Here is a 13,162-nt window from a genome sequence, read left to right on the forward strand (position 1 = left end):
CGCCTCAGAAACACTGGGATTAAATTGAAAGTTCTTTAGATAAACGGTACATATCAGCATTGATATGATGAGGTTCACCTAAAATTTCCATAATATCATAATCTACAATTTCATTTTTACGGATACCGATTGCACGGCCGCCCTTACCTTCTAGTAGAAGTTCGACTGCGCGACCGCCGAAACGGCTTCCTAGCACACGATCTTGAGCAGTTGGAGAACCACCGCGCTGAATGTGTCCTAATACTGTTACACGCGTTTCAATACCTGCAGCTTCATGAAGCTGCTTCGCTACTTCATTACCATTAGCTACACCTTCAGCTACTACGATAATGCTGTGCTTTTTACCGCGCTCTTGTCCTTTTCTCAAACGATCAACCATTTCTTGGAACTCATCTTTTGCTTCTGGGATAAGGATTGTTTCCGCACCTCCAGCAAGACCTGACCAAAGAGCAATGTCTCCTGCATTACGCCCCATAACTTCAATAATGAACGTACGCTCATGAGAAGTCGCCGTATCACGGATTTTATCAATTGCATCGATAACCGTATGAAGAGCCGTATCAAATCCTAATGTAAAATCTGTTCCTGGAATGTCGTTATCAATCGTTCCTGGGATGCCGATACAAGGGAAACCAAGCTCTGTTAGTTTTACAGCTCCCATATATGATCCGTCTCCACCAATAACTACTAAGCCTTCAATACCGTGCTTCTTAAGGTTTTCAATACCTTTTAAACGCCCTTCTTCTGTTTTGAATTCTGGACATCTTGCAGAATAAAGCATCGTTCCGCCGCGTTGAATGATGTCACCAACATCTCCAACTTCTAGCTTTTTAATATTTCCTTCTATTAATCCTTGATATCCTTGGAAGATACCATAAACTTCCATACCTTCATGAATTGCTTTACGCACAACAGCACGAACCGCAGGATTCATACCTGGAGAATCTCCGCCGCTTGTTAATACACCTATTCTTTTCATTACTTTCACCTCATCAAAGTCACATATATGACTACTATATTATAGTTCTACATTTTACCCGAGTTCGAACTTTTTGTGTAGTAATTCACAACATATTTCTTTGTTAAATTTTAAATGTACATACTTTTTCATATCTTTTAGTTATTTACCGTCAAATATTCAAAGTTTTTCTAGCAATATTACACATCTAAAGAACCCTTTTAATTACAGCTTTTATAAGACTATATTCACCTTTATATTTCATTTTTTTCATATATGTAATGAAATTGTAACGTAGAACACTGTCGAAAGATGATATGATGAATTTACTCAAATCAGGAAAAATTTTCAGGGGGTACTAGTTTTATGAAAAAAGTAATAGCAGCTCTTACGCTTGCTGGCGTTATTGTTTCTACTAGCCCGATTGTCAGCCAAGCGGCTCTAGGCGACCAAACGCTTCGCCAAGGCATGAATCACCAAGATGTTAAACAACTACAACAAACGTTGAAAAATAAAGGTTATTTTAAAGGGAATACGACTACATACTTTGGGACTGTTACAACTTCTGCTGTAAAATCATTTCAGCGCAAAAATGGACTAGCAGCAGATGGTATTGTCGGAAAAGGAACGTACGCTAAACTAGGCGTTTCAGCAAAGGGCAAATCGCCTTCTAGCTCAGCGCGCTATAACCCTAACGCAGTGATTAACAAAGGAAAACAGTACATGGGCGTTCGCTATCGCTGGGGCGGAACAACGCCAAGCGGCTTTGACTGCAGCGGTTTTATTGGCTATGCGTTCAAACATGGCGGCGGGGTCCAGCTTCCTCGGACAGTAGCTCAGATTTATCAAAAAGGAACGCGCGTCTCAAGTCCAAAAGCTGGAGATATTGTGTTCTTCCAAACCTATACAAAAGGGCCTTCCCATGCAGGAATTTATTTAGGAAACAACCAGTTTCTTCACTGTTCTTCATCTAAAGGTGTGAGCATCTCTTCTCTAAAAGAGAGCTATTGGAGCAAACGCTATTTAGGTGCTAAAAGAATGTAGTTTCGATAAAAAGGGCAAGCTGTGCGATTTTGATGCGGCTTGCTCTTTTTCTGCATGTAAAAGATTTGGTATAGTAGAAGCAGCGCATTGCAAAACCAAGCGTGTAGATGAATACTGTAAAGGAAGTTGAATAAATGCACACCCTTTTAATTGACATGGATTCTGTCATTTGTGATCTTATGACGGATTGGCATAACCAATATAACAAAGATTATTGCGACAGCTTATCGGTTGAAAAGTTAAAATGCTGGGAATCAGAAAAGTATGTAAAGCCGGAATGCGGCACAAAGATTTATGACTACCTCGATCAGCCGGGGCTTTTTTTACATTTACAACCTCTGCCTCATGCTGTTGAGGTTCTCAAACGACTTTATGAAATGTTTTCCATTTTAATTGTCACAAGCAGCCGTACCTATGCTTATACAGAAAAAGAGCAGTGGGTTGAAAAACATCTTCCGTTTATCGGAAAGTACAATATCGTGTTTACACACCAAAAAGATAAAATATACGGAGACTTGCTATTTGATGATGCACCTCATAATTTGAAAGCTTTTCAAGCTACAGGCCGCCATGCTGTTGCCATGAGCTACCCGTATAACGAAGAAGTAAATGTCCCTCGCGTGGACGATTGGCTTCAGTTTGAACAGTACGTAAATACTTATTTTAACGAATGTTAATCAAAAAAACACGTAGACTTTGTCATCAGAGAATGAATGCAGTGCGTTTGTGAGCACAGCTATAAGCATAAAAAAACCGCCTTTTGGGCGGTTTTTGACGGATAGCCCCCTAAGGGTTATCCGCTTTTTATTTAAAAAAGATATCGTTTTTTAGTACTTATCAGCTGATGAAAAAAAGTCCATAATGGCATGGATAATTTCAACGGACTGAAAAGAAAACAATGATATGGCTGTTAATGAAAAGAAACCAATCATGGCCATACGTACAAGTAACATAGACTAATCGCCTCCCTGTTTTGAACTAAATGAACGCACCCAAAACAATTCGCTATCTGTCTTTGTTTGTACGACGTTTTCGCCAAGCAAAGGCAGCTCATTCACTGCGTGTAACAATGACAATGAATCTTCATCTTTCTCTTAAAGACTAAGCGTATAGTTAGTATATCAAATGAAACTTTTTCTTCAAGGCTATACTAGCGGTAAAAAAGGAAATAGTATGAAACGATGCGTTTTATCTTTATTTCATACAATTCAGTACCCTAATATTTATTATATTAAACCTTTTAGAAAAATTGCTACTATTATATCTTTTTTATAAAAAAGATATTAAGACCTAACTAAATTATTCCAAAAAGACGAACAAACGGGATAAATAATCTCAACTGCTTGCTACGTTGCTGTTGATTTCCTTGTAAGACTTCGCTTTCCCCAGGCGGCTGATGAGCCTCCTCGTCTACATACATAAAATCTACGTTCACTATATCAATGAAAAAATCCGAATGCGTTGGATTCTCCAGCAGGAATCAAACGCGTTCGGATCTTCCTTCAACTAAAATAATTTTGCCCCAGATTCTTCACATTATCGACACGTACTGTAATACTCATTAACAATGTCTAAAATAGTTGGGTATTCTTCCACCCATGTAAAGTTTGTTTTTTCGTTTTCTTTTTTTACTGTTTCTTGTTCTGCACCGATCTTTTCCATTGTTCAATCTCTCCCTTTAACTGTTATATAACATTTATATTAACTAAACTTTGTTTTATAACAACTTTAAAAAGAAAGTTGGACAATGAGTATGAAAAAAAGTTATTGCAGGGATAAAATTTTCACATAATACGTACGGTTCCTCGGTCCATCAAACTCACAAAAATAAATTCCTTGCCACGTTCCTAGCAGCAGCTGCCCATCGTGAATGATTATATGCTGAGAGGAGCCGACCGTGCTCGCTTTGAGATGCGCCGCCGTATTTCCTTCCATATGAAGATCTAACTGATGTTCCCAAGGATATACTTCATCGAAGCGTCGGATCATATCCGTTTTTACATCCGGATCCGCATTTTCATTAATTGTTATACCAGCGGTTGTATGAGGACAGTAAACAACTACAGCCCCTTCTTTTAATCCTTCTGTTCTTATTACTGCTTGTACCTGACTCGTAACGTCGATCATTTCGTCACGCTTATTCGTTTTTAACGTAAATGAATGTAGCATACCATCACCTCTTTTCTTTACCATAACATATCTTTTCTATTCTTCCACATTTTTCGTATAACTCGTTTTTACATCGCAAACACTAATCTCATTAACACAACAGGCGGTGAGTTTATTTATGCTCGATTCAAAATTTCAGCCCAATGCAGACTACACCGTTCAAACGTTTCTAGATTTGGTGGGTCAAAATACAGATGTTGGTTCCAAAAAATTATGGCTGTCCCCCACAAAATATATATGCATTATTTACCTCCAAGGATTAGTAGACGGAGAAAAGCTTGATAATCTTACTCAGCATGTTGTTGAGACCAAAGCAAAAAGTGAAACGCAAACACTCGATGACATCGATTCATTTATTTCTGTCATTAAAGACAAAGAAGTTTATACATACAAGCAAGCAATCTCGTGTTTTTTTAAAGGTCAGCCCTTGCTGTTTATTAGCGAAAGCACCACGGCATATTCGCTGAATATGTCTATGACCAAACAGCGCTCTTTAAGTGAACCTACCACAGAAAAAGTAGTGCGTGGCCCTAAAATTGCGCTTATCGAAAACTTAGATGAAAACCTTGGTCTTTTAAGGCAGCGTTCTACCGAAGAAGAAATGGTTATTGAAGACATTTACATTGGAAATGCAAAGGAACATCGAACAAGTATCGTTTTTCATAATAAACACTGTCAAACTCACATCGTGAATCAAGTCCGAGAGAAATTATTAGATATTCCTTTAGATAACATTCAAGACTCAGGAATGATTGAAGAATTTTTAGAAGAAGCACCCTACTCACCGTTCCCTCAAGTACAAAATACAGAAAGACCGGATCGCGTTCTCGCTGCGGTGAATGAAGGGCGAGTAGCCATTTTAGTAGATGGTTCTCCTTTTGCTCTTTTAGTGCCTACCACTTTCGATATGATTATGAAATCACCCGATGATTATTACGAAAGATGGATAGCGGGTTCATTGCTAAGATTGCTGAGATACTTGTCTATTTTTATTACGTTGTTCTTTTCAGCTATTTATATTTCACTAGTTTCGTTTAACCAAGGTCTGCTTCCGACAGAGCTGGCTATTACTATTGCAGCCACACGAGAAAACGTTCCTTTTTCTCCTTTTATCGAAGCAGTGGTCATGGAAGTGACGCTTGAATTGTTGCGCGAAGCCGGGCTGCGTCTCCCTACTCCTGTTGGACAAACAGTTGGACTTGTAGGAGGCGTTGTGATTGGTCAAGCAGCGGTAGAAGCACATATCGTTAGTTCCGTGATGATTATTGTTGTATCCGTGTCGGCAATCGCGTCCTTTACCGTTCCTCAGTACGGAATTGGCCTTTCGTTTCGAATTTTGCGTTTCGTATCTATGATGATTGCAGCAATTTTTGGATTATACGGAGTTTCCATGTTTTTTCTTGTGCTCGTCATCCATTTAACCAAACTCGAAAGTTTTGGTATAGCCTACTTTAAACCGTTTTTTGCGTTAAATAAAAAAGCGTGGAAAGACTCTTATGTTCGTCTCCCAAACAAAAGCCTAAAACAGTCTAAAAATAAATCAAAACAAAACTAACAAAAGGAGGACCATATGCAACAATCACAATCAAGCAAGCTTCTTTCAGATTTTTACGCCATTTCAATTATTTCTTCAACTATGCTTGGCGTCGGTTTATTAACACTGCCAAGCAGTATTACAAACCAGACAAATAATGCAGACGGATGGATTGTACTGATTATGGACGGTCTTTTGTTTATTGGAATTGTTCTTTTTTTAGTCTGGATGGTTAAGTATTTTACAATCAGCTGTATGTTTGATTTTACACAGGAAGTAACCGGCAAGATAATTGGAAATATCTTCAACTTTGCTATGGTCGTTTATTTTACATCTGTAGCAAGTTTTGAAGTAAGAGCTATGGCAGAAATGATTCATTTTTATTTACTGGAAACGATGCCCATTGAATTAATTATTCTTTCGTTTATTTTGACAGGCGTTTATTTAATCACGGGAGGTATTGATTCTATTGGAAAAGTAATGGCACTATGTTTTCCTGTAACGGTCATCATTCTTCTTACCTTATACGCTCTTAGCATCGGTATGGTGGATTTAAAAAACTTGCAGCCTGTATTAGCTGACGGATTCAGCCCGCTTCTTGCTGCCTTTACAACCGTCTCTGTTTCTTTTTTAGGGATTGAAACCATTGTATTTCTTCCGAAGCATATGAAAAATAAAAATCACTTACGAAAAGTTTCGATCATCGGATTTTCTATTCCTTTACTTTTATATATTATCACTTACGTATTAGTTGTCGGCGCGTTATCCGTTCCGGAAGTAAAAACGACCGTCTGGCCTACGATTGAATTCGTTCAGACGCATGAAGTAAAAGGAATTTTCTTTGAGAGGCTTGAATTATTTTTACTTATTGTCTGGCTTCTTCAGTTTTTTTTAACCTTTGTAATGTATTTCTTTTTGGCTGTTTCAGGATTTAAAAAAATTTTCAAAAACCGATCAACTACCAATATTATCTTTCTTGTGCCCATTTTATTTATGAGCTCGTTAGCCCCCAAAACAGCAAGCGACGTGTCCCATTTTTCAACGGTATTAGGCTGGGCATTTTTAGTGACATTTTTAGTTATCCCTCTTTTTTTCAGCACGTTAATGAAAATAAAAAAGGTTGTGTTCAAATGACGAAAAAATGTCTTCCTGTCATGATGACCGTTTTTTTATTATGCGGCTGTATGAGCCATCGGAATATTGAACAACTTGCTCTTGTTATAGGAGTGGCAATGGATATTACACCAAAAATCGAACCAAAAACAGGAAAAAATCAGCTTGTGCTGACTCATCAAACGTTGACCGAAACGGAATCCGGAAATATGTCTTCTTCCATTCCATACAAGAACATTACAACAGCTGGTCCTACCATTCATGAAATCACGCGAAATATTTCGCTGAAATCTGACCCTATATACAGCCAGCATCAGCGAGCGCTTTTAATAGGAGAAAAAGCAAGCAAGACGATCCCTCTGGATGCGCTTATCAATCAGTTTGTCCGTGATAATGAAATACGGCGCAGCAGCCTTGCGTTTGTTACAAAAGGCGATGCTAAAAACGTTTTAACGATTCAAGGAATGTCTGTGCCTCCAGTCAACTTAATTTATGAGCTTGTTTACAATAAATTCAAGACAAATAAAATTCTAAATCCCTTAACCATGGGAGAGCTATCGGCTAAGTTAAAAACCGATCAAAGCTTTTTAATACAGCGGCTTTCTAAAATAAAAAACAGCGTTGAACTAGACGGTGCGGCGATCATCAAAGATAAAAAAGCAAAATTCATCTTAACTCAGCACCAAGTAGAGGCTTTAACGTGGTTAACGGGGAATATTAAAGGCGGAATTATTTACGGCAAACACGGTCCATATCCCTTTTCCTATGAAATTGGAGATGTTCAGCAAGATGTGAAGGCCCGCATTGATTCAAATCACTCCGTTCATTTTGACATCAACGTCCAAACAAGAGGCAGACTATCAGAAGATTGGGAGACTTCAAAACAGTCTCTTGCCGCCTCTAATGTAAAAAAGATCGAAAAAAAAATAGAAAAAATCATTCGAAAAGATGCGAAAAAAACACTCGGCTTACTGCAAAATAACTACAAAGCTGATGTGATTGACCTGCATGATTACGTACGAATTCATTATCCTCGTTTTTGGAAAAAACATCAGCATGAATGGGATGAAATATTTAGCCAGTCGACCATCGACTATCATGTTCATGTTCAAATTAAAGATTTTGGGACACAGGGCAGAGATTAGTCTTATTACTCAACGCCAGCTTCAGTCAGCTCTTTTTTCTTTAGTTCCATAATCGTGAACTTATCGGTATAGTTTTTGCTGACGAACAGCTGGCGTTCATCGTCGTTATTAAAATAAAACTTTTTATCGTCTTGATATTGAAAATTCACTTTTTTCTTTTTCATTTGTTTAATAAACGTTAAATAGTCATTTGAATGAATGAGGTACCTCTTAGGCTTATCGGATATTTGAACAACATCTTCACCTGAAGACTTTAGTTTTACAATACTCCATGCAATGGGAAGAGGATTACCTTCTTGAAAGATCGTTTTGTGAAAAATAAGCACAAAGAAAGCAGCTGTAACAATTGAAATAAGAACAAGCTGTTTTTTCACCGTCTATCATCCTTTCTTCACGTCGTTACTACGTTAAGTAATACGACAGCCGTATGAAAAAACCTGTTCATCCGCAAAGGTTGTGTAAAGAAATAATGCAAAATCAACAAAATATAACAGTTTGGTTACCTTTTGATTAAATAACATTACTTCTTTACAAATTTAGCTAATCACGTGATAGACTAAATTCAACATATTAAGTCAGGACTAAACTAAATGAGGTGTTGCGTATGACCACAATGCGGCTTCAATCATACTTAACAACAATGTTTCCAAATGTTCAAATGAAGAGACCTCTTTTTTATAACGCGCCCGCGGGTATTCGCTTTACGCTTACCAATCAAAAAGGCGTATGGGAACGAGAATACATGAAAAATGTGTACGCACGCGCTTACGAAATTTTTGAGACACTCCATGAAAAAAATGATGAGCTGCTGCTTGTTTTCAAAGCGAATGCTGCACAGGATGATTTACTTTTAAAAAAGAAAAAAGAAACAGCTATTAAAAAATTCATCCGCTCTCGCCTGAAGAAACAAGAAGTTCAATCCGTAGCATTATTAAATAACGCTGAGTATATTATTGCTTGTAAAACAAATGATGTGAAAGAAAAACTTCTCTTACAATCAATTGCCAACCGTGATCTTCATATTCATCCGGCTATTGAAGAAGAGTGTTACATTGTGAATTTGAATAAAGAAACCATCTTCCACCTATACGATGAGCGCGGACTGGACATTGTATCTAACAATCAGTCTTCTCTTCAACTTCTTCAGCAAAAGTTTCACGACTGGATTCTAGATATTGATGCAGCTTGTTCAAAAAAAGTACAGTAAAAAAGCAATCATTCAGTAAAGGAATGATTGCTTTTTTATTAGGCTTGATGGACAGGAGACGCTTTTTTTAAAAACAGCCAGTTGATAAGAAAGAGTAGGAAGCTTACGATAACCATTGTTCCGAATGTAAGCAATAACGACCCGCTCGAAAAGCTTTTTATAAAATGAATAATCGGTTCTTTTGTTACTGGAATTGTGAACAGTAACACCAGAACAGCACCGCTGATCATCCCTCCTGTTTGCCCGAATTTGTAGACAATGCTGCCAAGCAAACACGCGGCTGCTGTAATAAAAAAGATAAAGACAGCGTCCGTTAAAAAGTGAACAGCGAGAGTAGGATCATGGAAGATAAAATCACTTGCATAATAAAGCTGAACATTCATTAAATTCAAACTATTAATCACCTTCATTGAAATGCTCATGATGACAACATTGATAAAAGACATTACAATTGCAAATAGAGCAAAAACACAGGTCATCGTTGAAAGATATGCTTTACGAGTAGCACCTAGCTTTAAGCAAAAAGAGAAGCTTTTTCGAATAATAATAAAACTCGCAATACCTGAAAAGATGTACTGTGGCATACTTGTTACTAATAAAAGATGTTCGTTTACCTGACTGAACACTAAAATATCGACGACAACAAACGCTAACAATATCGTCCAAAACCGAATCATTAAATACTTCAGTTCGACGTAGAGCGAATAGCTGATGGCAGCAAACTGTCCTTTCATTACGCTACACCTCCACGATTGGCTGTAAGATAAATCATAATATCCTGTATGTGAACGGCTTCTACATGAAACGAACTGTCGACAAGTTCTTCAGCATAAATATCTTCATTAAACAGCACTATTTTTTTCTCTCCCCCGAATACTTGTTCATGGATGACTTGCTTTCCTTTTTCATACTCTTCAATTTGACTTTTAGGTCCTTTCACACTTACACAGCGCTGCTGCAAATTTTCTGCTGTATCCTGAAGAATCAGCTTTCCTTTTTGCATAATAAGTACTTCTTCAAACAAATTACTTACTTCATCAATTAAGTGCGTTGAAATAATGAACGTGCGTGGATATTCTTCATATTCATCCAATAAAAGCTCATAAAAGCGCGCTCGCATCGCAGCATCAAGTCCAATATAAGGTTCATCAAAAATTGTGATGCTTGTGCGAGAAGATAACCCAACAATAATTCCTAACGCTGATTCCATGCCTTTAGACAATGCTTTCACTTTCCTATTACAATCTAAATCGAACTCTTCCATAAGACTCTCAGCAGCTTCCTGGCTCCAATAAGGATAAAAAAAGGAGGCAATTTTTAGCACGTCTTTGACTTTTAATGTTTTTTTGAAATTTCCGCTTTCGTTAATTAAGCAGATGTTTTGTAGAACAGAGCGGTTTTCAAACGGAGATTGATTTCCCACTTTTACCTCTCCTGTTGTAACTGGAATATGTCCGGCTACAATTTGCATCAGAGTCGTTTTACCCGCTCCGTTTCTACCTAGCAGTCCGTATATTTTATTTTGTGCTAGCGTAAGTGAAATATCCTTTAACACTTGCTTAGATCCGTAGCATTTATTTAACAGCTGCGCTTCTATATTCATTCTATTTCCCCCTTGTCTAACAGCTCTTTTAACTCGGTTACCGTAATTCCTAAATGCTGTGCTTCTTTTTTCAGCGGAACGATAAAACGGTTATAAAATTCTTCTTTTCTTTGTGTAAGCAACACTTCTTTGGCACCCGCACATACAAACATCCCGATCCCTCTCTTTTTATACAATATTCCGTGGTCAACTAGCTGATTAATTCCTTTAGCTGCCGTTGCAGGGTTAATGCGATACATTTTGGCAAATTCATTCGTAGACGGTACTCTTTCTTCTTCTGGAAAAGCATCATTCAAAATATTCTCTTCGATGGTTTCTTTGATTTGTTGAAAAATTGGTCGCTGATGATCTAATGATTGTTTCATTTTGACTACCTCACTTAAGTGGTTCATTACTCATGTAACTAACTATATAACTAACTGGTTATTTTTTCAAGTATTATTTCCAAAAAAAGAAAAAAAGTCCGTCAGTTAGTTACTGACGGACTTTTTCATTTGACTGTTTAACCACTTGACCGTTCTTTTTACTAGCTCATCCTGCTGCTCTTTAGGAGAAATACTGGCTTTGTTGTCGCCTTTTTGTTTCCCGTACATTCCAAACTGTGCGTGATTAGCTCCTTTTACTTGGACCAGCTCCGTATTTTTTGAAAGTAAATGCTTGGTTTCTTTAATTTTTTCAGGCGTCGACAAACCATCTTTCTCACCGGTTAAAGACAAAATAGGGTAAGTGGAGGTTGAAAAATCATTTTTATTCATCGGATACGATGCTAAAAGAACTAAGCCTTTTATTGAGTTTTGATGATCATACGCATAAGACGCTGCACTCACTCCTCCAAGGGAATGCCCTCCGATAAACCATGCGGCAATCTTCGGGTAGCTCTTCACAATATCCGTCGCTTTATTTTGACTAAAGAAGCTCATATTAAACGGAGAATCTACAACAGCAACAAGATATCCTTCATTTGCAATTTGCTGAGCATAATAGCCATATGCTAACGGCTCTACTTTAGCACCTTGATAAATAATATAGCCGGCCTTTATCTCTTTGTTCGTTTGAGGCTTAAATACGTAATAATCGTCTTTTTTCACTACTTTTTTCTCATCTACCAGTGAGTGAAGCTGTTTTGAAGGTTCATAATCAAAACCCGACCATATAACAAAAAAAGCCGCGGTTACTGCAACAAGAACGGCAAGACTGACTCCTAGTATTTTTAACGTTTTTTTCATGTCACTCCCTCTTTCTGTTTTTTTACTATGTACTCTTTTTATATCTTTTAGACATTTTACATGTTTGTTTCAAAGACATACAAGAAAAAAGAGGGGCTCAATATGCATGAAGCAGCAAAAGTAACGTAAACCATTACAAACAATCAAGCAGAGAAAGCTAAAAATTCGGCTGTAAGCTATAATAAGGGGCAGTCTCATTAGCAGACAACCTTCATTAATGAATATCTCGTTTCTTAAACCTTCCCCCCCTGACTTCAGCAATAGCTGCTACAGCAAAAAAAGCAGATGGATCTATCTCATCGATAATCGCTTTTAACTTTGCTTCTTCAAGCCTGGTAATAACACAAAAAATCACTTTTTTATCATCTCCCGTATACGCACCTTCCCCGTTTAAATACGTGACGCCTCTCCCTAAACGAGCAAGGATTGCTTCACCAATTTGTTCATATTGTTCGCTAATAATCCAAGCTGACTTGGACTCATCTAAACCTTGAATCACAATGTCAATCGTTTTAAAAGCAATGAAGTAAGCCATTAAAGAATACATAGCGCGATCCCAGCCAAATACAAAACCGGCACTTCCCAAAATAAATAAATTAAAAAACATAATCGTCTCACCTACGGAGAACGGCGTACGCTTATTAAATAAAATAGCTAATATCTCGGTTCCGTCTAAAGAACCTCCGTATCGAATAACAATTCCTACTCCCACACCAAGAACAATTCCGCCAAACACAGTTGCTAAAAGAGGGTCGCCTGTTAAGACCGGCAAGTCGTGAAAAATAGAGGTAGCAATGGATAGAATGATAACACCTAATAGCGTAGATAGCGCAAATGTTTTTCCAATTTGCTTGTATCCAATAAAAAAGAATGGAAGATTTAATACGAAGATATAAAAGCCGATTTGAACATCCGTTAAGTGGGATAAAATAATAGATATACCTACAATTCCACCGTCAATAACCTCATTAGGGACAAGAAAAAATTCTAGCCCGACGGCCATTAAAAGGGCCCCCACTAAAATAAATAGCATACGCTTTACAATCATTTTAGCTGATAGCGAACGATGAACAACCTTTTTTATTTCATGATTCGTTTGCAGCACATAACTTCCCCTCCTTTTTGTGATAGAGACATCAATTACTAACTAAACGCTCTATTCT

The 13,162-nt window shown here is 37.6% G+C and carries 17 protein-coding genes; 6 read left to right on the plus strand and 11 right to left on the minus strand.

Features of this window, described 5'->3' with window-relative positions; translation table 11 throughout:
- Positions 1-19: 19 nt before the first annotated feature.
- Positions 20-979, minus strand: a complete 960-nt coding sequence (pfkA, locus tag WKH56_RS00610; RefSeq protein WP_028415086.1) for a 6-phosphofructokinase — start codon at positions 977-979, stop codon at positions 20-22.
- Between the two features lie 345 nt (positions 980-1,324).
- Between pfkA and WKH56_RS00615 the strand changes: the two genes are divergently transcribed.
- A complete protein-coding gene (locus WKH56_RS00615; RefSeq protein WP_016765281.1) occupies positions 1,325-2,002 on the plus strand; it encodes a C40 family peptidase in 678 nt (225 codons plus the stop codon).
- A gap of 134 nt (positions 2,003-2,136) precedes the next feature.
- Entirely contained in the window at positions 2,137-2,679 is a 543-nt protein-coding gene (locus tag WKH56_RS00620; protein ID WP_310884064.1) for a 5' nucleotidase, NT5C type, read from the plus strand.
- Positions 2,680-2,829: 150 nt separating this feature from the next.
- Here the strand turns inward: WKH56_RS00620 and WKH56_RS00625 are convergent, their stop codons facing one another.
- The 4 genes from WKH56_RS00625 to WKH56_RS00640 all read right to left on the minus strand — a co-directional run bounded on the left by WKH56_RS00625 (position 2,830) and on the right by WKH56_RS00640 (position 4,171).
- On the minus strand, positions 2,830-2,955 hold the full coding sequence (locus WKH56_RS00625) for a hypothetical protein (RefSeq protein WP_013058681.1): 126 nt from the start codon (positions 2,953-2,955) through the stop codon (positions 2,830-2,832).
- Between the two features lie 341 nt (positions 2,956-3,296).
- On the minus strand, positions 3,297-3,437 hold the full coding sequence (locus WKH56_RS00630) for a hypothetical protein (protein WP_342834712.1): 141 nt from the start codon (positions 3,435-3,437) through the stop codon (positions 3,297-3,299).
- Positions 3,438-3,538: 101 nt separating this feature from the next.
- Positions 3,539-3,664, minus strand: a complete 126-nt coding sequence (locus WKH56_RS00635) for a hypothetical protein (RefSeq protein WP_016765283.1) — start codon at positions 3,662-3,664, stop codon at positions 3,539-3,541.
- 102 nt (positions 3,665-3,766) lie between these two features.
- A complete protein-coding gene (locus WKH56_RS00640) occupies positions 3,767-4,171 on the minus strand; it encodes a secondary thiamine-phosphate synthase enzyme YjbQ (protein ID WP_098249144.1) in 405 nt (134 codons plus the stop codon).
- A gap of 118 nt (positions 4,172-4,289) precedes the next feature.
- On the opposite strand from WKH56_RS00640, the gene WKH56_RS00645 reads away from it, so the two are divergent.
- The 3 genes from WKH56_RS00645 to WKH56_RS00655 are packed head-to-tail and all read left to right on the plus strand — an operon-like array spanning position 4,290 to position 7,963.
- Complete coding sequence (locus tag WKH56_RS00645) at positions 4,290-5,726, plus strand: spore germination protein (RefSeq protein WP_048019908.1); 1,437 nt, start codon at positions 4,290-4,292, stop codon at positions 5,724-5,726.
- 15 nt (positions 5,727-5,741) lie between these two features.
- Positions 5,742-6,839, plus strand: coding sequence for a GerAB/ArcD/ProY family transporter (locus tag WKH56_RS00650; protein WP_098113576.1), 1,098 nt, complete (start codon positions 5,742-5,744; stop codon positions 6,837-6,839).
- Positions 6,836-7,963, plus strand: a complete 1,128-nt coding sequence (locus WKH56_RS00655) for a Ger(x)C family spore germination protein (protein WP_048019906.1) — start codon at positions 6,836-6,838, stop codon at positions 7,961-7,963. Before WKH56_RS00650 ends, WKH56_RS00655 begins: the two co-directional genes overlap by 4 nt.
- Before the next feature lie 5 nt (positions 7,964-7,968).
- Here WKH56_RS00655 and WKH56_RS00660 read toward each other — a convergent pair whose 3' ends face one another.
- A complete protein-coding gene (locus WKH56_RS00660; protein ID WP_033579870.1) occupies positions 7,969-8,337 on the minus strand; it encodes a hypothetical protein in 369 nt (122 codons plus the stop codon).
- A gap of 230 nt (positions 8,338-8,567) precedes the next feature.
- On the opposite strand from WKH56_RS00660, the gene WKH56_RS00665 reads away from it, so the two are divergent.
- Positions 8,568-9,170 (plus strand): DUF3885 domain-containing protein, encoded by a 603-nt coding sequence (locus WKH56_RS00665; RefSeq protein ID WP_013058688.1) that lies wholly within the window; start codon positions 8,568-8,570, stop codon positions 9,168-9,170.
- Positions 9,171-9,208: 38 nt separating this feature from the next.
- Here WKH56_RS00665 and WKH56_RS00670 read toward each other — a convergent pair whose 3' ends face one another.
- The 5 genes from WKH56_RS00670 to WKH56_RS00690 all read right to left on the minus strand — a co-directional run bounded on the left by WKH56_RS00670 (position 9,209) and on the right by WKH56_RS00690 (position 13,104).
- Positions 9,209-9,904 (minus strand): hypothetical protein, encoded by a 696-nt coding sequence (locus tag WKH56_RS00670; protein ID WP_310884065.1) that lies wholly within the window; start codon positions 9,902-9,904, stop codon positions 9,209-9,211.
- On the minus strand, positions 9,904-10,773 hold the full coding sequence (locus WKH56_RS00675) for an ABC transporter ATP-binding protein (protein WP_063248347.1): 870 nt from the start codon (positions 10,771-10,773) through the stop codon (positions 9,904-9,906). Before WKH56_RS00675 ends, WKH56_RS00670 begins: the two co-directional genes overlap by 1 nt.
- A complete protein-coding gene (locus WKH56_RS00680) occupies positions 10,770-11,138 on the minus strand; it encodes a GntR family transcriptional regulator (protein ID WP_028415095.1) in 369 nt (122 codons plus the stop codon). The genes WKH56_RS00675 and WKH56_RS00680 overlap by 4 nt, the downstream gene beginning before the upstream one ends.
- A gap of 105 nt (positions 11,139-11,243) precedes the next feature.
- Positions 11,244-11,999, minus strand: a complete 756-nt coding sequence (locus WKH56_RS00685) for an alpha/beta family hydrolase (RefSeq protein WP_033579868.1) — start codon at positions 11,997-11,999, stop codon at positions 11,244-11,246.
- A gap of 214 nt (positions 12,000-12,213) precedes the next feature.
- Complete coding sequence (locus WKH56_RS00690) at positions 12,214-13,104, minus strand: YitT family protein (RefSeq protein ID WP_013058693.1); 891 nt, start codon at positions 13,102-13,104, stop codon at positions 12,214-12,216.
- Positions 13,105-13,162: the final 58 nt, after the last annotated feature.

It is taken from the genome of Priestia sp. SB1 (assembly GCF_038898415.1).

Coding starts and splice junctions, on each gene's coding strand:
- pfkA (WP_028415086.1), bottom strand. CDS start 979: ATGAAAAGAATAGGTGTATTAACAAGCGGCGGAGATTCTCCAGGTATG.
- WKH56_RS00615 (WP_016765281.1), top strand. CDS start 1,325: ATGAAAAAAGTAATAGCAGCTCTTACGCTTGCTGGCGTTATTGTTTCT.
- WKH56_RS00620 (WP_310884064.1), top strand. CDS start 2,137: ATGCACACCCTTTTAATTGACATGGATTCTGTCATTTGTGATCTTATG.
- WKH56_RS00625 (WP_013058681.1), bottom strand. CDS start 2,955: ATGTTACTTGTACGTATGGCCATGATTGGTTTCTTTTCATTAACAGCC.
- WKH56_RS00635 (WP_016765283.1), bottom strand. CDS start 3,664: ATGGAAAAGATCGGTGCAGAACAAGAAACAGTAAAAAAAGAAAACGAA.
- WKH56_RS00640 (WP_098249144.1), bottom strand. CDS start 4,171: ATGCTACATTCATTTACGTTAAAAACGAATAAGCGTGACGAAATGATC.
- WKH56_RS00645 (WP_048019908.1), top strand. CDS start 4,290: ATGCTCGATTCAAAATTTCAGCCCAATGCAGACTACACCGTTCAAACG.
- WKH56_RS00650 (WP_098113576.1), top strand. CDS start 5,742: ATGCAACAATCACAATCAAGCAAGCTTCTTTCAGATTTTTACGCCATT.
- WKH56_RS00655 (WP_048019906.1), top strand. CDS start 6,836: ATGACGAAAAAATGTCTTCCTGTCATGATGACCGTTTTTTTATTATGC.
- WKH56_RS00665 (WP_013058688.1), top strand. CDS start 8,568: ATGACCACAATGCGGCTTCAATCATACTTAACAACAATGTTTCCAAAT.
- WKH56_RS00670 (WP_310884065.1), bottom strand. CDS start 9,904: ATGAAAGGACAGTTTGCTGCCATCAGCTATTCGCTCTACGTCGAACTG.
- WKH56_RS00675 (WP_063248347.1), bottom strand. CDS start 10,773: ATGAATATAGAAGCGCAGCTGTTAAATAAATGCTACGGATCTAAGCAA.
- WKH56_RS00680 (WP_028415095.1), bottom strand. CDS start 11,138: ATGAAACAATCATTAGATCATCAGCGACCAATTTTTCAACAAATCAAA.
- WKH56_RS00685 (WP_033579868.1), bottom strand. CDS start 11,999: ATGAAAAAAACGTTAAAAATACTAGGAGTCAGTCTTGCCGTTCTTGTT.